Source organism: aff. Roholtiella sp. LEGE 12411, from assembly GCF_015206995.1.
Lineage (GTDB): Bacteria > Cyanobacteriota > Cyanobacteriia > Cyanobacteriales > Nostocaceae > Komarekiella.
This window is the reverse complement of record NZ_JADEXR010000001.1, coordinates 65,564-86,714: the sequence shown is the minus strand read 5'-3', so window position 1 is coordinate 86,714 and position 21,151 is coordinate 65,564. Positions and strand designations below refer to the sequence as shown.

General features: G+C 40.0%; 16 protein-coding genes. All 16 read right to left on the bottom strand.

Going from position 1 to position 21,151, the window contains the following annotated elements; genetic code table 11:
- Positions 1–207: 207 nt before the first annotated feature.
- On the bottom strand, positions 208–606 hold the full coding sequence (locus IQ246_RS00320) for an MAPEG family protein (protein ID WP_193999018.1): 399 nt from the start codon (positions 604–606) through the stop codon (positions 208–210).
- A gap of 119 nt (positions 607–725) precedes the next feature.
- Positions 726–1,412 (bottom strand): DUF1566 domain-containing protein, encoded by a 687-nt coding sequence (locus IQ246_RS00315; protein WP_193999016.1) that lies wholly within the window; start codon positions 1,410–1,412, stop codon positions 726–728.
- Positions 1,413–1,463: 51 nt separating this feature from the next.
- Positions 1,464–2,216, bottom strand: a complete 753-nt coding sequence (locus tag IQ246_RS00310) for a hypothetical protein (RefSeq protein ID WP_193999014.1) — start codon at positions 2,214–2,216, stop codon at positions 1,464–1,466.
- Positions 2,217–2,298: 82 nt separating this feature from the next.
- Positions 2,299–2,850: a DUF1566 domain-containing protein gene (locus tag IQ246_RS00305; RefSeq protein ID WP_244141890.1), complete on the bottom strand. Its 552-nt coding sequence runs from the start codon at positions 2,848–2,850 to the stop codon at positions 2,299–2,301.
- A gap of 612 nt (positions 2,851–3,462) precedes the next feature.
- On the bottom strand, positions 3,463–5,532 hold the full coding sequence (locus tag IQ246_RS00300; protein WP_193999010.1) for a DUF6851 domain-containing protein: 2,070 nt from the start codon (positions 5,530–5,532) through the stop codon (positions 3,463–3,465).
- A 428-nt stretch (positions 5,533–5,960) separates the two neighbouring features.
- Positions 5,961–7,364, bottom strand: coding sequence for a hypothetical protein (locus tag IQ246_RS00295; RefSeq protein WP_193999008.1), 1,404 nt, complete (start codon positions 7,362–7,364; stop codon positions 5,961–5,963).
- 268 nt (positions 7,365–7,632) lie between these two features.
- Entirely contained in the window at positions 7,633–8,481 is an 849-nt protein-coding gene (locus tag IQ246_RS29805) for a putative quinol monooxygenase (protein WP_208491935.1), read from the bottom strand.
- A gap of 552 nt (positions 8,482–9,033) precedes the next feature.
- The gene (locus IQ246_RS00280) at positions 9,034–9,945 is read right to left on the bottom strand and encodes a diiron oxygenase (protein ID WP_193999006.1); all 912 of its coding nucleotides are present in this window, start codon (positions 9,943–9,945) and stop codon (positions 9,034–9,036) included.
- A 72-nt stretch (positions 9,946–10,017) separates the two neighbouring features.
- Positions 10,018–10,842, bottom strand: coding sequence for a hypothetical protein (locus IQ246_RS00275; RefSeq protein ID WP_193999004.1), 825 nt, complete (start codon positions 10,840–10,842; stop codon positions 10,018–10,020).
- A gap of 178 nt (positions 10,843–11,020) precedes the next feature.
- Positions 11,021–15,034, bottom strand: coding sequence for a non-ribosomal peptide synthetase (locus IQ246_RS00270; protein ID WP_193999002.1), 4,014 nt, complete (start codon positions 15,032–15,034; stop codon positions 11,021–11,023).
- Positions 15,035–15,205: 171 nt separating this feature from the next.
- On the bottom strand, positions 15,206–15,424 hold the full coding sequence (locus IQ246_RS00265; protein ID WP_193999000.1) for a phosphopantetheine-binding protein: 219 nt from the start codon (positions 15,422–15,424) through the stop codon (positions 15,206–15,208).
- Positions 15,425–15,558: 134 nt separating this feature from the next.
- Positions 15,559–16,836, bottom strand: coding sequence for an alanine racemase (locus tag IQ246_RS00260; protein WP_193998998.1), 1,278 nt, complete (start codon positions 16,834–16,836; stop codon positions 15,559–15,561).
- A gap of 63 nt (positions 16,837–16,899) precedes the next feature.
- Complete coding sequence (locus IQ246_RS00255) at positions 16,900–18,423, bottom strand: class I adenylate-forming enzyme family protein (RefSeq protein ID WP_193998996.1); 1,524 nt, start codon at positions 18,421–18,423, stop codon at positions 16,900–16,902.
- Between the two features lie 161 nt (positions 18,424–18,584).
- Positions 18,585–19,178 (bottom strand): glutathione S-transferase N-terminal domain-containing protein, encoded by a 594-nt coding sequence (locus IQ246_RS00250; RefSeq protein ID WP_193998994.1) that lies wholly within the window; start codon positions 19,176–19,178, stop codon positions 18,585–18,587.
- Positions 19,175–20,311, bottom strand: coding sequence for a YbfB/YjiJ family MFS transporter (locus IQ246_RS00245; protein WP_193998992.1), 1,137 nt, complete (start codon positions 20,309–20,311; stop codon positions 19,175–19,177). The genes IQ246_RS00250 and IQ246_RS00245 overlap by 4 nt, the downstream gene beginning before the upstream one ends.
- Positions 20,293–20,808, bottom strand: coding sequence for a carboxymuconolactone decarboxylase family protein (locus IQ246_RS00240; protein WP_193998990.1), 516 nt, complete (start codon positions 20,806–20,808; stop codon positions 20,293–20,295). The genes IQ246_RS00245 and IQ246_RS00240 overlap by 19 nt, the downstream gene beginning before the upstream one ends.
- Positions 20,809–21,151: the final 343 nt, after the last annotated feature.

Here is a 21,151-nt window from a genome sequence, read left to right as displayed (position 1 = left end):
TGAGGGGATAGAGTTTTACGCACGATAAACTAACTTTTCGCGGCACTTAAAAATTTTGGCGATTACTGGTACATTTCAGCCTTGGGCGTTTAATTGAATCATGTACACGCGAGCGCGTGTACCTTGAGGAACTGTTTTCGCTTCTCGCAACTCAACCAGGGTCAAATTTTCCAAATCTCTTAAGCTCGACTTTATCCATTTTCCTTTCTACAGCACCCTCAATAATGTCAGTGCGATAGTTAACTGAGCGACAACACCAGCAGCAAACGCAACAGTTCTAAAAAAAGGAATACCCAAGGTGTAAATCACAAAGTGAGCGGCTCTAGCAAAGAAATACAGTATAGTTGCGCTCGCAGTAAGCGATGTACTCGTGCCTGTTGCAGACAAAGTCAGCACCAATGGAGCAAAGATCACTAGGTTTTCGACGGCATTCGTATGGGCGTGCATCATCCGATGAGCCCATTGCGCTTTAGGTGGCTCATCTGGCTTAGGATTCTGTAAAGCCGTCCAAACCCCTATTTCTTGCATCCTGTTGATTATGTAAAGCACCCAAAACAGTGCAGTCATTGTGATCGTTAATGTCAGCCAGAATAATTCAGTTTTCATACTTTTATTGAAGATTGGTTATGGTGAAAGCCAGATTTCAGATTTACTTTATAAATGGCTTCTAATGTAAAATTCAGGCTTTTGGATGACGCTAAGGTAAGACCAGTTGCCCTTTGTGTTTAATCCACATCGCCGTCACGCACAGGCCACACATGGAGCCGAACAGTTTTAGAGTTAAAGTTCATGTAGCCATCAAGGGTATGGAAGTTTAACGAAATTACGGGAAAGGGCGCGAACTGTGTACTGAGCCAGTATATGTCAGAAACAATGTTGCGGAACAGATTGTAGTTGTTGTTGTTGTGGATCTTGACAATACTCTCACCTGCCTGACCGCCCAACCCCTTGTAAAACAAATGCCCCATTTCGCTATGAGTGCAATAGAAGCCAAAGGAGCCACCGCCGCTTTCAGGAGGGTTTTGACCTTCGCAACTCGGATCTGGTTGCATCGAAGTTGGTAATCGCCAGTCGGTAAAACCTTCGTATACTAGATCCTCGACAAACTCCATAGCCTGGGCCCACTCCATTTTTCCATCTATTGTGCCTATCTGACCATAGCTTTGTTCATACACAGTAGCTGCGTAGTTAGCGTCCACCAGCCACGTAATGTCGAGATCGCTATCGTAGACCATAGTACCATTAGCCCGACTGTAGAGTTCAGCGTCCGCCGGATAGGCAAATCCCATCGCTGCCATGAGCAGTACCGCCACAACTATTAGCGTGGATAAGGTCTGTTTGAGAAGGATCATCTTGGCTGTGCGCTCAGAAGCGCCACCAGAAAAAAAACCAACCATTTTTTTTAATGACATTTTGGAGTTTAAAGCTACTGACTATCATTCTCGATTCAAGTATTCGCACATTCACTCGAAATTCGGTTCGACCTGTTGTGTATTCAAGTCTTTGCACTTCCAATTCTTTCTGATCCCCTCACCTTTGGCGTCTAATCCCACATCGCCGACACGTACAGGCCAAACGCTGACGAGACGGCTCTTGGAGTAAGCGTTCGACTTGCCATTACGAGTTTGAAAAATCCGGGAGATAAATGCAAAGGTTGGATAATCCGGGGTGTTCCAATACAAGCCTCGCCGCGAAATGTTGCGGAATAGATTATAGTTTTCGTTGTGGTTCTGGATAATATTCTCGCCTGCCTTAGCGCCTAAATCGACGTAGAATAAATGTCCCATCTCGCTGTTAGTGCAATTGAAACCATGAGATCCAACAACAGTTTGTCTTTTACAACTGAGGTCTGGTTGCACTGCATTTGGCAGCCGCCAGTCGCTAAAGCCTCCGTAGACTAGTTCATCGACAAACTGCATTGCTTCGGGAAAGTCCATGAACCCACCGTTATGACCCAGCTTGCCACAGCTTTGTTCATACAGTGTCGCCGCGTAGTTGGCGTCCGCTAGCCAGGTGATGTAGAGATCGCTATCGTAGACCATAGTACCGTTAGCCCGACTGTACAGTTCGGCGGACGCGGGAGAGGCAAAGCCCATCGCCACCATCAGCAGTACTGTCACAAGCAGTAGGGTAGATAAAGTCTGTTTGAGAGGGATCATCTTGGTTTCCCTGTCAGAACTGCCACCAAAAAAAACATAGATTTTTGTAAATGACATTGTATCTCTCATTTAAGTGCTGTACTTACTCAAATCTGCGCCTTCAGGTGCAGAGTAGGGTGAATCTGTTGCCAGACCTTTGTCAATTTAACTTTCTGCACTTCGGATACTTGATTTTCGGCTCGCCCTTGGCGTCTAATCCTACGTCGCCATCGCGCACGGGCCACACTAGGAGTGGAACACTCTTGGAGTTTGCATTCGAGAAGCCATTACGGGTGTGAAAGTTTAAGGCGATTTGGGCTAGGGGCGCGAACTCTTTACCCAGCCAGTATTTGCCGAACAACGAAATGTTGTGGAACAGACTATAGTTTTTGTTATGAGTCTTGATAATATTCTCGCCCGCTTTACCTTCTAATCCCTGGTAGAACAAGTTACCCATTTCACCATCAGTGCAATTGAAGCCATAAGTGCCGATAGAATTTTGTTGATCGCAACTCGGATCTGACGCCGGCGTAGTAGGTAGCCGCCAGTCACTGAAGCCTCCATAGACTAGACCATCCACCCACTTTGTCGCCTGGGTCCATGTCATTATTCCTTCTTTCGTGCCCAGATCGCCGCAGCTTTGTCTGTATTGCGTCGCGGCGTAGTTAGCATCTGCCAACCAGGTGATGTTGAGGTTGCTGTCATAGACCATCGTACCGTCGGCCCGACTGTACAGTCCAACCGACTTTGGAGACGCAAAGTCCATTCCCACCACCAGCAGTAAAGTCACCAATACTAGCGTGAGTACAGTCTGGTGACTTCTCATCTTGGTAAATAAAAAGATGATATTTTTAAATGACATTCTAGGTCTTGCTTCCCTCTCAAAAATTGATATTTCAGCCGTACTATTAACATCTATGTTCTACTTACATCCAATCCTGTTACGATAACCAGCACTCAAAGAACAGACGACTGTTACCGCTTCAATTATTGGGGAGTACCTTTGTAGATTACCTTAGGACTTACACATAGGCTACGGGATAACGAACCGCGTACTCTTACGGTGAAGCAAGCTACGCGAAGCTTATCGCAGATAAAACGCGAATGATACGAATTTATGAGGTTTTCAGATAGTTTTTGCGTAATTACTATACCTTTTTAGGCTGTTATTTAGGAATTTCTATTTTCGTAAGAAGCTCACACTGACCCAAAGGGTCAGTGTGTGAACTTATCATTTATTACGTTTCTTAAAACAATGAATCTACTGTCATACAGCAAAGGTTTCAGGTTTTACGTACATTTGCCTTAAGTCTGCAAAATCTTCTCACATTGCGATAAAATCTGTACTTGTGAGGTCATTTCTGACTCCATTGACGATAGCTAGCGTTTGGTCTTCAAACCCAATTAGCGTTCGGTTTCCCCTTGAATAGATAGATAACTCACCGAATTTTAGACCATCAGCCAGACCAAGGAGATCCTTGCCAACGTGGAAGTCAATAATCGTGTCAGTACCTTCACCAGCAGCTAGGACGAAGGTATCACGACCCTTATCACCCTCAAGGCGATCGCTACCTAAACCACCTCTGAGAATATCATTGCCACGACCACCCCAAATGCGATCGCTACCTAGACCACCTCTGAGAATATCATCGCCACCATCACCCCAGATTCGGTCATCTCCATCACCACCAAAGATTTGATCGTTGCCTAAGCCAGCAATAACCGAGTCATTACCAGAACGAGCATAAATCTTTTCATCACCATCGGTGCCAACCAGTTTATCTGAACCCTTAGTGCCAAAAAGGATTTTCTGCTCCTTACCACCTTCAATAAAAAACTGTGCTTGCTCCCAAACACTCAAACCAACTTTTTGTCCGACAATCTGACCATTCAGATTTCCTTCATCAAAATGAATCCCACCGTAAATGCGGGAGACACCAGCCTCAATTGCGGCCTCGGAAAACGTATCCCACTCCAAGGTAACGGCTTTTTCAGGTGTGATACCAGGTTCAAAGCGAGATAACCCAGGTTGAAAGGTAACGTTACCACCAAAGTAATCTGAATCTGTGAATAGCTCAAGAATTGTCGAACCTGCACCACTAAATCCACTGTGACCGGAAGTATATTCTTGAAAAGGTGGCGAAGGATTGCTACCAGGGAGTTGATAGGCCACAAAGTCGGTTGCCAAAATTGTCTGAGTTCCTTGTCCTGGCTTCCAAGCCTGGATGGCATAACCTCCTAGTTCTTTGTTGAATTCCCCAATTAGACCTAGTTCGCCTAGAGAGCGGATTACCCGCACTGGACGAGCATAGTCGTAGAATCTCTTAGCTTCCCAAGTAGCAACTCCTGCATCAAAGACACCATTTCCTAAAGTAAAGAAGAGTTTAGCATCATCATCAAGAGTATGATTATCCCGCGCCGACACGTATTGCCCAAAGGTCATCCAGGAACCGGCGGGGAAGGAACTGCCAACTTGATCTTCCCAAAATTCTGCAATCAGCTTTTGCTTGTCGGTGAGATTAGCGCTGACATTAACGACTTTTTCTGCTTGGGCAATAAATTTGGGATTGATGACTGTTCCGATTAAATCTTTAGTGATGGGAAGTACTTGCCCATTTTTGAGAGTAATTGTCTTTGCTTGCAGATTTACTTGTCCATCGACTAAAAGAAAGGGTTGGGGTGCGGACGGTCGAAATTGGTTGTTGCTTTCCAAACTGAAGGAGGTTACACCACTCCAGTTGGCCCCTAGAACCCGTTGAACTCTCCCTTGTCCGGGGGGGGCATTAATGGGTATTGTTTCTGGTGTCCAACGCTCAATGTTGATCACATTCCCTGGAGAGTTAACGGGCTTGTAGCCAGTGATATCAGAGTAGGGAACACCAAGTGTACCCTTAGGATTGGTTCCGAGTTGGTTAGAACCATCTTCATGGCGAAATTTTAATAAAGCTTCGGCAGAGACATTACCAATTCCAGCAGCTTTAGTGCTGTCAGTGGTTGTATTGTTAGGGTCGAAGCCAAGTTTGCCCATCAATTCGTCAAAAATGAGCGCCTGGCTAGGAAATAAATCTTTCAAAGTACGATAAGCCGCAAAGCTCATCGCTTCTTTTTTATTAGCTTCTGTATTTTCGACTTGGGGACGTTGTAGTTGATCTTTAAGTTGAGTAGCAATTGCGGTTGGGTCATAAGCAGCCCAAGCATCAAACATACTCGTATGCACCATAGAATAGACGCGATCGGCTATGGTGGGGCCGACAATGGCATTACTTACAGCTTGTTGAGCAACTTTATCCCACAACACTGAAATAGTAGGTGTTGGATCGTTAACTGTAACTCCTTGAAGTATGGGATCGAGAATTAGTTCAACTGAAGGGTTTTGATTAAGTTGGTTTAGCATGACAGAAAAAATTGATCGGATGGTACTTACTTAAGGGAAATAATGCAGCGATCGCAAGTTTACAAACGCTATGTAGTTTAGTTATGTGTGAATAAAAGTTGCATCGGCAAACTACTCTTGGCTCATAGTGATTACGTTCAACACATTACGCTTACAGCAATCAGGGCGGTTTGCCATAAGTCGAGCTAAGAATTTGTTTGAAAAGTATTATTGCTAACATCAAAGCATAATCCTTTTAGCCCTCATGACTATAAGAAATGGGGTTTTTCAAATCCCTCTCCCCAAAACAGAGAGGTTTTTAGTATACTCTAAGAGGTTTAAAATATCCTCTAAAACTTGATTTTTTTAGCAGTAATATAAACCAGTTACAAAACCTTGTTCTCATGGTTTATAAGTTGATCAAATTATGACTTAACTCTGTCCAAAATCTATTTTAAATTAAGTAATAAATGAGCAATCAAAGTATTTCTCTCATAAGAAAGTAGATAAATATGTAAGAGACTAGGATTGTCTTTATCAATGTGCATTACTACACCATCAAGTGCTAAACGATGATGATCTATCCACTTACCCTTGGAATCTAGCAGAAGACTAAAGTAGGGACTTTTATCGGGATGATTTTTTGTCAATTCTTCGTAGCTTTGATAAAAAGGAGGTATGCCAATTCCCATAGGCATATATAATCCTTTGTAATACTCTTCTGTAGATAGGGTAGGAATCTTTTGAAGGTTAATTCCACTGATAAAAAGCTTATTTTCTTCTCCGCTTTTAGTATCTTTCAGTACTAGCTCTATTTCTTGTAAATTTTGCTGAGTTCCAACAGGTTGAATATTTCTGACAGAAGCTTTCTCAAATTTACCTATTCTCCAATATTGATTTTCCCAAAGCTGATTAGCATCATAAAATCCTGGAGGACGAAAAGTTGCAAACTTAATTTTATTTTCACTGTTGTAAATATCTTTCCAAACAGTCAAGTTGTTTGATAGCGTAGTTCTAATTTTTCTACTTTGCTCTCCTGCTGAAATTATCCTCTCATTGAGAGGAAACTCAGCAATTACTTCTTTTTGATCAATAACCTTCCTAAGTAAATTAAGATTGATTAATGTACCGCTTGGATCTTGCCAGTGTTCTAATCTCCACCAGTACTCCCAATAATAAATCTTGTTGCTCTTTTCAAAAATGTTTTTGTAATGTCCTAATGGAAAGGTAAACCAACCTTGATAATAAAGGGATTTATTGTTATTTTCTTTAGTGAAAAATAAAACTTCCCAAAATCCTGCATTTAAGCAATTGTTAGCCAGAGCAAATTCTACAACATTTTGCTTTTCAAAACCATCTCCTCCAGTAATTTCTATATTTTTTGAATCAGCAGGGAAACTAACTTGTTGTCTGTTCCACTCACGGTCTGTAAAAGCGATTAATTCTAAATTTTTATCTGCTTTTACCCATTTTGGTGCTTGAGGCACTAACAGCTTTAAGTCAACATTTTTTATAACTATCTTTGCCGTTTTTTCGTTTGTCGGTTCCAACACAAAATCAAAGTGGGTATCATCTCTCTTGATAATTGTTAATTTTCGATTAGAATACCTGTGAAAGTTTTTGCTGAGTTGAGCGGGATTTGCTGGATACTCCGCATTAGATAACTCTTGTAGCTTCACCGTCATCTGATTGTCAATTTTATATCTGGATATAAACCAGAAAGTACCTAGTCCAAGCAAACCAAAGAAGATGATGAAGGTACTGAACCAAATCTTTTTATTTGTGACTAATAGATTAATTTTATCTAGTAAAAGAATGCTTGCCTTTTTTTGTGTTGCTAAATTATTCTTCATAATTAAGTGAAACTCAATTTTGCTAAGTTTTTCTCATTGATGGATGAGTTTAATAAAAACAGTGGTTAGTTAAAGTGATAGGTTGAGGGTAAGTGTTGTTCTAAAAGGTTGTTTGAAAAGTGGTTGGCTGTGATTTGAGGCACTTGTTAATCCCCCCTACCCCCCCTTTTTTAAGGGGGAGTTAGAAATTTTTGCTACCGATAAGAGGACTTTTCAAACGTTCTCTAAATCTAAGGGGCGGGAAGGTAATATTCTTCCTCGACCCAACTCAATCCCAAATTGGGATATTCTTATTTATCGTTGTTGCTACTACATCTATAAGCTCAATTTTTGGCTCTAACGCCTGTAATTCAGGCAGTTTTGAAAATAGCAAAGTTGTAAATTCCCCGTCAAAATGTGCTTGCCGTCCTGCCTGGTCTGGGAAAACGTCGAAAATCCCATAGGTCGTAGGTCCGATTTTGATTGCAAACCACTCCGTCGTCGCGGGTTCTTTTTTTACCAGCTCAAGGCCGTTTCTCAAAAGACTCTCAAGTTCTGCTTCCTTACCTGGTTTTGCTTCAAAACGAGCCGATACTCCAACATTTACCCTTTTTTTCTGCTCCTTAGTAACGCGTTTTCTCCCAAGGGTTGTTGCCACCACATCTATAAGCTCAATTTTTGGCTCTAATGCCTGTAATTCAGGCAGTTTGGAAAATAGTAAAGCCGTAAATTCAGCGTCAAAATGCGCTTGCCGTCCTGCCTGGTCTGGGAAAACGTCGAAAATCCCATAGGTCGTAGGCCCGATTTTGAATGCATACCACTGGGTTGTCGCAGGTTCTTTTTCTACCAACGCAAGACCGTTTCTCAAAAGACTCTCAAGTTCTGCTTCCTTACCTGGTTTTGCTTCAAAACGAGCCAGCACTCCAACATTTACCTTTTTTTTACTTTCCTTATTAACAGATTCTTTCTCAATGGATTTAATAGAGGTAGATATTTGCTCATCTCCCTTTAGCGGGGTTGCAGCACGAAGGCTACTTGGCAGCATAACCCCTGCGCCAAAGCTTGCAGAGATGCCGAGTAACTTGAGGACATGGCGACGAGTCAGGGATAGAAAACGCTTGTTTTTGGGATTTGACATATATTTTGTGAAAATTGAAGAAAATTTTAGGTTGAATGTCGAAGTGTCGGTTCACTCATTTTGGAGGGGTAAGCATAAAATCCCGCCCCAAAAAATACTCGCAACCCTTGCATCAACATGAGATATTCTTAGTTGACCGCCAGCAATTTACCACGCAATGGTGTTAAGAAAAATCCAATTTTATTAGTAAACAACTTGCAAAAGACACAGATTAGATGTAGATACCTGAATTGTTACAGCATTTATAAGAAAAATAGCAATCCGAATTCAAGTATGAGATTACAAGTAAGTTTTTTCAACCCTTTAGAGGATGTTTGAAAAGTATTAGGCGAATAGAATTCGCTACTACACAAACGAACGCGAACAGCGTCTCGCAGATAAGTCCACGGAGGTGGACTAATGAAAATCAAGGGTTTTTAACCCAGGTCGGTGGGTTTTGATTGTGTAGCCGCGACTTCCAGTTGCCCGGTGAGTAATAAATTAGACTTTTCAAACAACCTCTTAAGTGATTTTCTATCTCACAAATGTTTAGGATTGCTATAGTAAAAATAGCTAATTAACAACTGATTCAGGTTCAGGAAACACACTCGAATCTGAAAATAAGCCTACTTGGGTCAAAAATTTTGCAGTGCTTGCTATTAATTTTTTGTTGAATTGCTGACGGACTGGATGCGAGAGTAACTCTTTTCGCATCTTACCTGGCTCATTAAGTCCGGCATCAACAAATATCTCCCGTCGATAAAGCTTTTGCACAGAAAGTTGCATAAAACCTTTAATAGTAGACTCCATTTCTAAAATTCGTTGTTTGGGATATTTATTTAGCAACTCCTGATAGGCTAAATTAACATACTGGCGACCATATTTAATGTGTCTGCCTTCGTCTAGGTGGTGAAGCCAGTTTATCTCTTGGATAAAATTCGGTAACGTTTTGTCCTGACCCATTTTTCGATTATAAAAATCGACAATTTCTTCAAATATCAGAACCCGAACGAAGACCATAAAGCTGGCGATATCTGCTTCTGGAAAACTAGCCACTGCCAAAGCTCTATCGGGGTAAATTTTACCAGCATATTGCAGACAGAACTTAGAGAAATACCACATGTGTTCATTCTCTTCTGCAATTAAATAATGCAAGTATTCTGATAATACTTCAAATCCTGGTGTATGCAACCGACTCGTCATTTCTATTAATAATTCACGGATGCCAGTTACATTCAAACTGCAAAAATTGATAAATTCCCACTTGCTGATTTCAATTATTTGTTCCTCAGAAAGCTCTTGTTCAAAGCGAGTTCCATGAATTGACATCAGGCTTGATGACATCCATAATTTGTGATTCTCTATGCTATCAGGCCAAACAATTTCCTTGAATGGGTTGTAAGTATCAGAGTTCGTTAGATTAATGAGTGTCAAGAGAGTTTTTTCTAACTCGGATGTATCTTTGATAAAAGTTGATGTGTTCACAATTTTTGTTCCTTAAGAAAAGCTTAATTGTTGCTCTGAAATTCTGATCTAGAAGAGTCGAAAGTTGTCTTACTAATTTGTGTTGGGAAATGCTGCACCGGCTGGGAATGTCATAATGTTGCGGTTATTTGTTTGCAACTTACCATCCGGTTGTAGGACATCGGTGATATGAGCAAATGCCCATCCATGACCCCATTCTGGATGATATACATCAAAGGGGGCTATTAATGTTCCATTGCCATTTCTTTCTAAAGGAAACCCACTATTTTGTAGGACAGGTTGCCGCGATTCATAATGAATGATAATTTCCTTGGGTTGCTTATAAGTTTGAGGAGCTACCTGAATATTGAATTCGCCAAAGGCAGCGATCGCACCTTTGGGTGCGTGTCTACCACTAAATTCTCCACCAAGCTCAACACCATCAGGAGCGATCGCAATTAATTGAAATCCCCCATCGCGTGCAACCCATCCTTGCGGCGGCACATAAGCGTTTGATTTATTGTATACGCGGTACTCCCATCGAGGATCTAGCATGAAAGGAACCATGATGACGCGCCCAGTATATTCGGCACTATCAGGATTAATGCCAAAGCGTTTTGCAAAGAAACTTACAGCTTTTTGCCGATATTGCGCTATCTGTGCATCGTTCCAACCCATAACTTTATGCGAAAAAAAGTTGAAGTCAGGAGGCGTGAAATATGGGTCTTTCGGATCGTAAACCCCATTGGCCATCAGTACTAAGTAATTTGTGTGAGCTATGGGAGGACTATATAAGCCGTAATTCGGTTGCTTGTTTCCCATATATGGATACGCAAATCCAGCTATGGATGTAGTCAATACAATGCTGAATACAAAGAATGCTACTAGCAGATTAGTTTTAATTTTTTTTGGCTTCATAATGTCCCACTTATTAGATATCTGGTGAAAATAATCAAAGCCTGGATTTAAGAGGTAAATGCAATCCTCATAAATTAGCTAATATGTCCAATCAAATCAGGCTTTTAGATATTTATCGTTGCTAATCAGGCAAAAATCAGGGCTAATTTATTTACCACAAAACTGTAAATTTAAGTAATTAGCCTACTTTTACCTTTGTTTTCAAATGTTCTAAAATTAGGTGTGTCACTTCACTTACTAACGGATATTTTAGAAGTGAATAATGATTTCCCTCAATTTCACGAAATGAAGTTGTTTTTGGTAGTAGGGAACGCCATATTTGCATAGAATCACTAGCGACACGCTCTTGCATATTTTGGGTTGCCATCACAACCAAGCAGGAAACATCTTCTTTCATTGGTGATGCTTGATAGTTATACAAGGCGTGGATATTAGAGTGGAAGACATTAAAAATCGGGCGTAAATCCTCCATATTTTCAAATGATATCAAACCCCTTTTTTGCGCCTCTTGTAATGCTGCTAATAGTAGATCGTTAGATGATTCTTTTTGTTGGATGCAACTAAGTTTTAACGTTTGTTCTACTTCAGCGAGATCGGATATAAACCAAGAGACAATTTCTGCGAATTCGGGAATCTTGCGGCGTAAAGGGGCAGGACTATCAATTAAAACTAGACTTTCTACCTGAATACCCTGCTGAATTAAGTGTTGAGCGGCAACGTAAGCAATAACTCCACCCATTGACCATCCACCTAAATGATATGGCCCTGATGGTTGGATAGCACGTATTTCATTTAGATAGACATCAAGCATTTCAGGTATTGAATTAACCACATTTTGTTGACTTACAGGCTGTGCCTGAACGCCAAAAAGATGTAAATGTGGTGACAAGAGTTGCCCCATATCTCTGTAACACAAAACTCCTCCACCAGATGGGTGAAACCAAAATGTTTTTGGACTAGGTTCTTCACCGGCAATTGAAATTAGAGATGACCACCGATTTGATGAATTATTGTAATATTGTTCATCGATTAATTTTGAAAGTTTTTCTAATGTTGGATGTTGCAGAAGTGCGGTTACTGGAATCTCGATTCCAAAGGTATTATTAATAGCAATGGTTAGGCGTGCTGCTGCAAAAGAGTTTCCACCTATGTTGAAAAAATCATCTTCGGCAACAGGTGTCTCCATTTCCAGAATTTCTGACCATAATTTGGCCATTGTAGATTCTGTTTTAGTTAGAGAACGACTACTAACTTGAGCTTTTTTAATATCACTTGGTATCGGTAATGCTTTGCGATCAATCTTTCCTGTTGCACCAAGGGGGAGTTGTTCGAGAAAGATAAATTTTGCCGGAACCATGTACTCAGGTAAGAATGCAGCAACGTGTTGATGTAGCTCTTGCAAGCTGGGTGTTGCTCCATCTTTGGGAACGATATATGCGGCTAAGTAAGCGTCTTGTGTCTGATATCCGATAACTTTGGCGATCGCATTTGCCACACTAGGATGCTGCTGTAAGATGCTCTCTATCTCCCCTAGCTCAATTCGATGCCCTCGCACCTTTACTTGTCCATCTTCCCTCCCTAGAAAGTCTATATAACCGATTTTGCGCCGTACTCCCCAGTCTCCAGTTCGATAAATTCGCTTTTTCAAAACTGGATGAAATACGTAAGATTGTGCTGTTTTTTGGGAATCCAACCAGTATCCTTCTGCTACGCCAACACCACCTATGTACAATTCCCCTGGAACATTATTAGGGCGCGGTTGCATCTTCTGATCAAGTACATAAAACTCTTGATTAGTTAGGGGATATCCATAAGGTATGCTTTTCCAGTTTGCGTCTATTTCGTTGATGTCATAATATATTGACCAAATAGAGCCTTCGGTTGCACCACCAAGACTGACTATCTTTGCGGAAAACAACCGCTTAATTTTTTCCGGTAATTTAACAGGAATCCAATCGCCGCTCATCATAAACAGCCTAAACGACAGTTTGTGCGATCGCTGATTGATTTCAAAATTCTCTACTAGTAGCTGAACTAATGCCGGAACTGAATTCCAAACAGTTACATTATGTTTTGCACATAATCTTGCACATAAGGCAGGTTCCAGATTTGCCCCTGGTGGAGGAATAACAAGTGTCGCACCAGCAGCGATACTTCCAAATATATCATATACTGATAAATCAAAATTCAATTCCGAAATACCAAATATTACATCATTGGAGTCAATATTAAAACGATGATTTATATCATCTATAGTATTAACTACTCCCAGATGATTAAGCATGACTCCTTTTGATTCACCAGTTGAACCAGAGGTAAAAATTACATAGGCTAGATCCTTTGAAGACTGAATGCGGGGTAAATTTTCAGATTCTATAACCAGATTATCAGTAAGATCGACTGCGATTTTTTCCAGGCTATTGATACATTTATCATTTAAATGAGCCTCAGACGTTAATACTATTTTGCACCCACAACGCTCTAATATATTTAACTTTCGATTTTCGGGAAAAGCAGGATCTATAGGTACATAAGCAGCACCGGCGGCGATAATAGACTGGACTGCAATAACTTGTTCCCAACCTTTTGAGGCATATACTGCAATTAATTCGTTGGGTTTGACATTGTATCGCTGACGTAATGTCCAGGCGATCCGGTTAGAAATATAAGTTGCTTCCCCATAACTTATTGTTCTGCGAGAGTCGATGAGCAAAGGTTTATTTGCTAATAGCTTTGCTTGGCTATAAAGATATTCATGTAAACATCTATCTGACAAAGAAGCCTTTGGTTGGTTATATTCTGAATGCTGTATTTTTTCTTCTTTTGACCTCAAATCAAAATAAGATATATTCCACACGCTTTCGTCTTCGGTCAATTTGGATAAGAAGGATATATATGCGTTGAACATATCGTCAACGACTCCCTCTGCAAACGCTAAATCCATAGTGTCCCAAATCAAAGAAACACCACCATCAGGTCTACTAATAGCTTGATGGTCTAAAAGAACTTGAGGCGTTTCAAGACCACTGAAAACCATGTTATCGTTTTCAAGTTGGAATAAGTCTGGTGTAATTTTATTGTCATGTTCGTTCAGCATACTAACAAATGCCACTGGACTTGCAGCATGAAACGCTGAACCCTCATGACGATTCCGCTCTTGAAGAATATCTAAACCACAAACCATTGAGTGAGCAAGATCGCGGAATATTTGACGGTGGATCTCAACTGCTTGTTGTGCAAAGGGCAGAGATTCGCCAAAATTCACTTCAATTAAGATGGTACTTGCAAAGTTGCCAACAACTCCGCAGAGATTATCAAAATCGCGATCGCGATTCTGAATCATCATGGTTAACAAAAAATGTTGGTTTTTTGACCAATAAGCTACTATCAAGCTAAAAGCAGTTAATAACAGGGTAGTTGGGTTAATTTGTTGGGATTGGGCTTGTTTTGTTAGAACTTTCCATTGAGTTGCAGAAAGTATATGTTTCCGACGAACCAGGTGCGATCGACGGACAACCGGTGAGTAAGATGCTAAAGGTAAAGTAGGACTACTGGGTAAAGTTTTAAGACGTTCACTCCAATATTTTTTAGCCCGTTGATATCGTTCTGATAAATATTTTTGGTGTATGTGTGCCTGATAACGAGAGAGATCAAAAGGTTTCTCAGATAAGATATATTCTGGATGTAAATATATCTCGGAGAGTTCTTGCAGCACAGTCCGAACACTAGTACCATCTAAAAATAATAAATCGAGGTTGATATGAACTCGGGTGAAATTATTCATCCGAGTTATTTGTACTTCAATATTGGGTGGCGAGTCTACATTAATATTTAAACGATAAAGATTTTCTCTAATTTGTACAAGTTGCTCGAAAGCTTTGATTTCATCCAGTTGGCGTAAATCTCGCTCTAAAATATCATAGTTAATCCTTTCTTTCACCACAGAAACTTCAGCCGTTGGCAAAACCACTGCACGCAACATGCAATGTCTACTGATGAGTCTATTTAACGCTATTGTAAGTGCTTGAATATCACAATCTTCAAGATCAAATTCTAAATAAATATGCGGATGAACATGAAGATCAAAATCAGGTCTTTCTCCAACAAAATAACCACGTTGCAACGGCGAAAGCTGCATACAATTCGATAGCTTATTGTTTGTCAAATCTCGTGTTAATTGGGTTTCAATCATTGAAATATTCCCCTATTAAGAGGATGCTTTAATTGTGATAAATATATATAAATTGTTTGTTTACAAACTTAATCTCACCAACCCCTTTCTACGAAATAATTCGATTTTAAAATATTCTTACCTTGTAGAAGAGAGGTTGGGAGATAGAGTTGTAAAATAATTCACTAGTTTCTAAACACCTCCCATGATTTCTTCAATAGCAGAACTCAATGTCATAGATGTTCGGAAGGTTTCGGGAGTTAGTAAAGCATCTGGAAAGGTGATGCCAAACTCATCTTCAATATCTATCATCAAATTGATTGCAGCCATTGAATCTAGCCCTAAACGGGTTAATTCAGCATCATCATTAATATTCTCGACAGATTGAACAAACTTTAAATGTTCAACCATACATACTTTCAGTCTTTCAATTGTAGTATTCATGCTCTAGTACTGCGATTTAATTTTTGAAACTATTCTGATATGGAAAGCCCGTTTGATCTGAAATATTATTCAGAAATCAGACAGAAATTTTGTAACCCCTGTTATTTGATTGATTCTTTTTTTTGCATTGTGATGCGTTCATGCCCAGTCCTTAGCGTATACAGTTCAACGACTTTTCCGCCACGCAAGGCAATTTCAATTGGTGCAGGACGGCTTAAAAAAGCGACTAAACTTGCTGTGAGTCCATAAGCACCAACATTAGGGATGGCAACAATGTCACCGATATTAACCGAAAATGAGATATCTGTATTTGAGGTTAAACAATCTAGAGGACTGCATAATGGCCCAACAACAGAAAGTCGCTCATGCTTCAATGTGTCGGTTTCGATAGAATCTTTTTCAGCCGAAATATTGTTTATGGAAATATAACCACGCGGGATTCGTCTTAGTCCCGACATTCCTCCTAAGTGATTAATTCCAGTATCTAAAACTACGAAACGAGAATTATTTTTTGCCTCTTTAATATCAAGAACAGTAGCAATCAAAGTACCACTCGAAGCAGTAATATAACGCCCTGATTCAAACCATATCTCAGCTGCGGCACTATGCTGACGTTGAGATAAAAGTTTTTCCAAACGGTCTCGCATATTGCACAGTGATACACTTTGATTTTGATTAGCAAACGGCCAAGGGAAACCTCCACCAAGGTCAAGAATTTGAGGGATAAATCCCAGTTTGCTTGTCAGTCTCTCAACACAATCAATAGCTATAGATACTGCATTTACGATTGTATCTTCACTATCAAGCTGTGTTCCATAATAAATATGATAGCCAACAAGCTCAACCCAAGAACTCAGTTGATTGAGTTTTTCTGAACCATCAAGAAGAACACTTTCTTCAAAACCAAACTGTGTAGGTGCGCCACTCATAGCTAGCCCACCTTGCAAGGGAGTAACAGGATTCACCCTTAACAATAAACGGATTTTTTGCTCATATTTTTGGGCATTGTTTTCGATACAAGCAAGGTCTGCCCATGATTCCACTGAAAAAGTATTTACACCTGCTTCAATTGCTGTCTGAATTTCAGCATTGGTTTTTCCAGGCCCAGTGTAAAGTATTTTCTCCGTTGGAAAATTTAAACTACAGGCAACTTTTAGTTCATTGACTGAAGATACTTCTAGATTAGCACCTGCGGTTGCAGCTGCGTTAGCGATCGCTGGTAAAGGATTAGCTTTCAGTGAATAAAACAGTTTTGAGTTAGCCGGCAAAACCTGCTTTAGCTCTTGAATCCGTTGCTCAACAATGTCTAGATCGTATACATAAAGAGGTGAACCAAATTCTTCAACAAGTGAACGCCAATTACCGAAAGTGTCTTGCATTGGTGCGATTATGATTAAATTACAGAAAAAAATTCCAGAAAATAGAAATGTCGTTATTGCTACTCAAAGGCAGATTAACTTATTACTAGCTCGGTGTTCTAAGGCTCGACGATCAACTTTGCCGTTGGATGTATTTGGTAGTTTTTCTAATATCTCTACAGAGTCAGGAATTTTGTATGATTCAAGTAGGTTACTGAGTTTTGAGAGGATGGTATTTTCAGTAATGTTGGCTTCGTCGGTAACAACAAACAATGCTAAATGATCGCCTAATTGTACTACTGCGGCACTTTTAACTCCGTCAATAGCCACAGACGCTGTTTCTATTTCTAGGGGGTGCATACGAAATCCACGTCTTTTTATTTGTTCGTCACGTCTACCGACAAAATATAGATATCCCTCTTGATCCATTTGGAAATCATCTCCCGTATAAAGCGATCGCCCTATACCTAACGGATGAGTTCTAAAACGAGTCTCGGTTTCTACAGGTGCTTTCCAGTATCCAAGTGCAACATGTCGTCCACACACCACCAGTTCGCCGATTTCCCCTGGTGGTAGAATGCACCCAGAATCGCTGACAATCAAAGCATCAGTATTATCTAACGCTCGTCCTACAGAACCTTGATGCTTTTCGGCTTCTTCTGGAGTGAGAATTGAAACGCGCTTACATTCTGTTAGCCCATACATTGAATAGATCAACGCATTTGGCAGAGTGTTTTGTAAGCGTAAAATCTGCTGCTGAGTTAGATGAGCGCCTGTGTTAGTAACAATCCGAATATCAGGTAAAATTTCTTTGCGTCGCTCTAACAATCTCAGCAAAGATTCAAAAAGATTGGGTACGCCTGGAAGTACACTTATGCTTCTTTGACGTAATGTACTAACCAACATCGGCCCGGCAAAATCAGATTTACTTACAACAAGACAAGCACCAACCTGTGCAGCTAAAAAAGCTTGATAAAGTCCATAATCAAAGGATAAAGGCAGAAATAAACTAATAGAATCGTTTAGAGAATAGGACAATCGCGCCTGGATTTTCTCAACCACAAAAAGTATATTATCTTGTGTGAGTACTACTCCACGGGGAGAGCCAGTTGATCCAGATGTGTAAATAATTAATGCCGGATCACTATCAATAGTTCCTGATCTTAGGGCAATATTATCAAGATATTTTAAAACATTATCTATGGTATCGTTATCCGAGTCAACAATATCTGCAATGTCAAATTTGTAGTCGCTTGTTAAAGATGCAGACTGTGGCATAGTTGTATTATCTAAAAACACCACTTTCGGTTCCAGATCGCTGCAAATTTTTTTTAGTGTGTTATCAGTACTGGCTTCATGGACAATAGTTACGATTGCGCCAACTATATTGGCAGCAAATAAGGTTAATAATATTTCAACTCTGTTTTGTGCAAAAATCAGGACTCGATCCCAACGCTTGATACCGAGGGATTCTAATTTTTTCGCTAATTTATAGACAAAAATTATCGCTTCTGTATATGTATAGGAGCGTTCCCCATCTAAATAAACTCGGTTTGGCCAATTTTCTGCTGCTTGCAATAATAGAGAAGCGATTATTCGTTGTGTCATAATATTTTCTACTTTGAAGAAGATATATCCTTCAAAAAAATAAGTCGGTGCAATGAAAGTGTCCTTGAATATACAGCAGGGAATAGGGAATAAACTCTGTTGATATATGGCTTTGTGCTTAAAATTTGTACCTCAATTACCTGCAATCTGCTGTGATTTATTTACAATCTTGGATCAGTTTTGATCATGATTGACTTAGTGATTTGGTCTTGAAACCAAGTTTTTGTCTTCGGATACTGCTGTTTCCAGTCATTTTCTGGGATGCGAAAAGTAAGGTAATCCAACGCACATGCGATCGCAATGCTGCCAATATGCCATTGTTGTGCATGATCAATGTATTTTTGTTCAAATTCTGTGATACTACGCGATATAGCACCTTCCCAGCGCTGCTGCCAAGAAGGAGAACGCTGTTCCTGTGGGCGACGATGTTCCATTACCAAAGAAAATGCTGCATCCATTATTCCATCCGCCAATGCATGTAAACGCTGTTGAGAAACAAAATCTACCAATGATAATGTTGGTTTGTTTACAAGACGTTGAAGATATTCTGCAATCACTGAACTGTCATATAAAGGCTCACCATTATCTAAGACAAATGTGGGTACTTTCGATAAAGGATTAACTTCGCGCAAAGATGAAGAGTCTTGAAATGGGTTAACTTGGATAAGTTCAACCATATCTGCTATTTCTAATTCATGGCATAATATCAAAACCTTGCGCGAATACGGTGAAGTCGTTGAATAATATAATTTCATAATTTACCTCTTGAAGATTGCAAGGTAAGGTAACAGGCAGGAAATAATAACAATGCTCCTCCTAAAAATATCGGTTGATAGGTTTTAATTAATTGAAAACAGAGTGCCATAACCATAGCACCTAGAGCTTGTGCAGATGCAAAAACTAAGGTGGCTAATGACCAAGCAGATGAAAAATACTTATCTTCAAGAGTTCGGCGAATTTCTGAGGCGGTTAAGAGAACTATTGCCGGAACGCAAACACCCGTGATCATTGAACCTATGGCTAATAACTCAACTTGTTGACTCCAGGCAAGTATTAATAACGCAAAAGTCTTGAAGACATAGATGAGATTTAATGCAGCAGACGAACCGATTTTTTTTGATAATGCAGTTGCAATCCAAGGGCCGATTATTGCACCTAAACCAAATAGTTGCCACAAGATGTTTCCTATGTGCAAACCAAGTTCATTAGTGACATAATCGCTTAAGTAAACTGTTGCGGGAATATAGGCAATTGCATCTAATGCGTAAGCGATAATTAGGGTTTTAGGAGGCAGTACACTAAATATTCTATAAGTTGTCTCTGTGTTTAATGGTGATTTTAACCATAGCAGACTTAATGCGAAAAATAATAGGCAGAATAACACAATTGGCACAAGCATAGCTATTAATCCTGCACGAAACTCTAGTAAGCTGGCAGAAACGCAAGCGCCTAAACCTATACCCATGAATGTCCACAATTGAGTTTGATTGCGTTCGCTAGGAGTGCCAAATTTTAATGCTAAACTAGGCCCACAAACCATTAAACATGCGCCACAAAAACCAAGAATACTCCGAGTTACAAGCCATGATTCAACGGTTTTGTACCCAAGTTCAAAAATTAAGCCTGTGCTGATAAAAAACAAGCTTACTTTTAATAATAAGGTTGTTCCTAGCTTTTTGAGTAACCAAGGTGTCATAACGGCACCAAACGCATAACCTATTAATAGGAATGCCCCAATTTTACTCGGTGCGTTAGCTGTCCATAATCCTTGACTAACCGCCATAGCTGCTAGGGGTGTAAAAGCCATACGAGTAACACCAACACCCACAAATGTAGCGCCGCAGCCTAATATCCTAGCTTGCCACAGCATCATGATGTTATTTCCCATCTTTTGCTCATAAATACATGATCTAGCTCCGGAGCATTGATGTGATTACTGTAGTTAGCTATGGTCTTAAAAGCAACTATTAGCACAATGGCTAATAGTTGTGATCGACTATATCCAACATTGAGAAACTTCGATAGTTGCTGTTCAGACAAGCGTCCTTGCTGAAGTACTATTTGCTCAGTAGTTTCTCTTAATGTCTGTAATTTCAAGTCGCTCAATACCTGACGATTCCTTAAAGAATCGACTTGTTCTGAACTGAGGATTTTGGATGCTAAGCTATGAGCAGCAACGCAATATCCACATTCATTTACAACAGAAACAGTTAACATAACTAGTTCCTGCTCGATAATATTTAGACTACAAAGTGGCAACAGTGCCTCAGTGTCTACATAAGCTTTTAACAGTGCTGGTTCCGCAGACATAGCCTGGAGTGCGTTTGGAACGAAACCAAAAGACTTTTGAATTTGTTCTAATATGGATTGAGTTTGTAAATTCATCAGAATTCCTTTCTATAATTAATAGACATTTCCGAAAATAATCAAAGCCTTTGTGTAATTAGGCTGTAAAACGTGAATGCAATCATCCTAGATTAGCTAGTCTGCCATTATATATCTCATACAGTGCCATCAAACGCTCACGGCTACGAGTATGATGTGCTTTTAATGCTTCTTCCCTCAATATTGAAGGATTTTGGTTCTAGCGTCCGAGTTTACTGCATTCAGTGGTGAGATATAAGTTCTACCCTGATTGCTGCTAGTAGAAACACAGACTTAACCAAAATGAGGTTATCGCTCCCAGTCAGGCTGAAAAACTTACGCAACTGTTTCATGAATTTGTCAA

What these genes read in the sequence shown, in the direction of transcription:
- IQ246_RS00320 (WP_193999018.1), bottom strand. Translation starts at nt 606, where the DNA reads ATGAAAACTGAATTATTCTGGCTGACATTAACGATCACAATGACTGCA.
- IQ246_RS00315 (WP_193999016.1), bottom strand. Translation starts at nt 1,412, where the DNA reads ATGTCATTAAAAAAAATGGTTGGTTTTTTTTCTGGTGGCGCTTCTGAG.
- IQ246_RS00310 (WP_193999014.1), bottom strand. Translation starts at nt 2,216, where the DNA reads ATGTCATTTACAAAAATCTATGTTTTTTTTGGTGGCAGTTCTGACAGG.
- IQ246_RS00305 (WP_244141890.1), bottom strand. Translation starts at nt 2,850, where the DNA reads ATGGTCTATGACAGCAACCTCAACATCACCTGGTTGGCAGATGCTAAC.
- IQ246_RS00300 (WP_193999010.1), bottom strand. Translation starts at nt 5,532, where the DNA reads ATGCTAAACCAACTTAATCAAAACCCTTCAGTTGAACTAATTCTCGAT.
- IQ246_RS00295 (WP_193999008.1), bottom strand. Translation starts at nt 7,364, where the DNA reads ATGAAGAATAATTTAGCAACACAAAAAAAGGCAAGCATTCTTTTACTA.
- IQ246_RS29805 (WP_208491935.1), bottom strand. Translation starts at nt 8,481, where the DNA reads ATGTCAAATCCCAAAAACAAGCGTTTTCTATCCCTGACTCGTCGCCAT.
- IQ246_RS00275 (WP_193999004.1), bottom strand. Translation starts at nt 10,842, where the DNA reads ATGAAGCCAAAAAAAATTAAAACTAATCTGCTAGTAGCATTCTTTGTA.
- IQ246_RS00270 (WP_193999002.1), bottom strand. Translation starts at nt 15,034, where the DNA reads ATGATTGAAACCCAATTAACACGAGATTTGACAAACAATAAGCTATCG.
- IQ246_RS00265 (WP_193999000.1), bottom strand. Translation starts at nt 15,424, where the DNA reads ATGGTTGAACATTTAAAGTTTGTTCAATCTGTCGAGAATATTAATGAT.
- IQ246_RS00260 (WP_193998998.1), bottom strand. Translation starts at nt 16,836, where the DNA reads ATGCAAGACACTTTCGGTAATTGGCGTTCACTTGTTGAAGAATTTGGT.
- IQ246_RS00255 (WP_193998996.1), bottom strand. Translation starts at nt 18,423, where the DNA reads ATGACACAACGAATAATCGCTTCTCTATTATTGCAAGCAGCAGAAAAT.
- IQ246_RS00250 (WP_193998994.1), bottom strand. Translation starts at nt 19,178, where the DNA reads ATGAAATTATATTATTCAACGACTTCACCGTATTCGCGCAAGGTTTTG.
- IQ246_RS00245 (WP_193998992.1), bottom strand. Translation starts at nt 20,311, where the DNA reads ATGGGAAATAACATCATGATGCTGTGGCAAGCTAGGATATTAGGCTGC.
- IQ246_RS00240 (WP_193998990.1), bottom strand. Translation starts at nt 20,808, where the DNA reads ATGAATTTACAAACTCAATCCATATTAGAACAAATTCAAAAGTCTTTT.